The following is a 1,437-nucleotide window of genomic DNA, read 5'->3' on the forward strand; positions in this document are numbered from 1 at the left end:
TGCCGTCTTCGGTAAACGGCGAGTCCTCTTTAACGCTAAACGCACAGCTCGCATACCCGTCGCTAACCTCTAAAATTTCATCCGCGAAGACCATATATCCCCTCTGCGGGAGGATGCTAGAGGCTCTCATACGCGTCCTATTATGGTTACGGCGTTGTCTCCGCCGAAAGCAAAATTTAGATTCATCGCGGTATCTACGCGCGCTTTTTTGGCTTCGCATGCGAGATTAAATTTAGACAGCGCAGTCGGAATTTCGCTCATTTGTAAAGCTTGATCCGCAGCGTCTTTTAAAATCTTATCTTCCGCGCCTTGCACAGCTTTAGACGCAGCCAAAATTTCATCCGCATTGTTTTTTGAAATTTCACCCTGCGCGTTTTGCAGAATTTCATCGCCCGAGCTGCATAAAATTTGATCGTTCGCGGCGTCTAAAATTTCATCGCTCGAGCCGTGCCGCGCCTGCGCGCCGCGAAAAATTTCAGCCTCCGAGCCGCGCCAAATTTTATCATTCGTAAAATTCGGCGGGATCACGCCCTGTCTGATCGCCTCATAGCACACGGCAAGCTCGATCGCCCCCGCTGCGCCCAGAGTGTGTCCGGTCGCCCATTTGGACGAGCTTGCGGGCGCTAAGGGCAGGGCGACGCTCATAGCCAAGGCCTCCATCGCGTCATTGGCCGCAGTGCCCGTGCCGTGCAGATTTACGTAGTCCACGCTTTGCAGCTTCGCCGATTTTAGCGCGGTTTTGATCGCCGTGATCTGCATACGCGCGCCTGGATCGGGCTTGGTGATATGATAAGCGTCGGAGTTTGCGGCGTGAGCCAAAAGCGCGACGTCGCTTATACGCTCGCGCGAAAGCACGAATGCGCAGGCTCCCTCGCCTAGATTTGTGCCTGATCGCGCCTCTGAAAATGGCTTTAGCGGCTGCTCGCTTAAAATTTCAAGCGCGCTAAAGCCCTGTAGCGTGAGCTCGTCTAATGCGTCGGCGCCGCCGAATACGACCGCGTCGCAAAGTCCCGCGCAGATGAGGCGCGAAGCTTCGATGAGAGCTTTGTTTCCGCTGGTACACGCACTCGAAACTCCGATCGCGACGGATTTTAGCCCGAAGCGTTCGCGGATAAAATTTGCGGGGTTTGCGTGGGAGTTGCGCTCAAAGCAGAAGTTTTTAAATTTATCGTTTGCATTTTTTGAATTTTTGGTGAAATTCTCGCCGTTTGCAGTAGAAATTTCACTGCGCGGCGTGGGATTTTCGCCGTCTTGCGAGATAAAATTTCCCGCGTCTTTGCTGCAAGCGAAAAATTCCGCATAGTTTTCCTGCACGCCTGTATTGGTGGTCGCAAACACCACGCCTACGCGGTGTGCGCCGAATTTTTGCACGGCTTGCTCGATCTGCCCCTGCACGCCGAGGCAGGCGTAAAGCGCCAGAGCGTTCGTGCGCGTAGC

1 protein-coding gene is annotated in these 1,437 nt (G+C 53.9%); it reads right to left on the reverse strand.

Translation table 11 applies throughout. The features are described 5' to 3' along the window. Positions 1 to 126: 126 nt before the first annotated feature. A partial coding sequence (locus Q0413_RS07445) for a beta-ketoacyl synthase N-terminal-like domain-containing protein (RefSeq protein ID WP_298988361.1) occupies positions 127 to 1,437 on the reverse strand: 1,311 nt, incomplete at its 5' end.

It is taken from the genome of uncultured Campylobacter sp. (assembly GCF_938045465.1).
GTDB lineage: Bacteria > Campylobacterota > Campylobacteria > Campylobacterales > Campylobacteraceae > Campylobacter_B.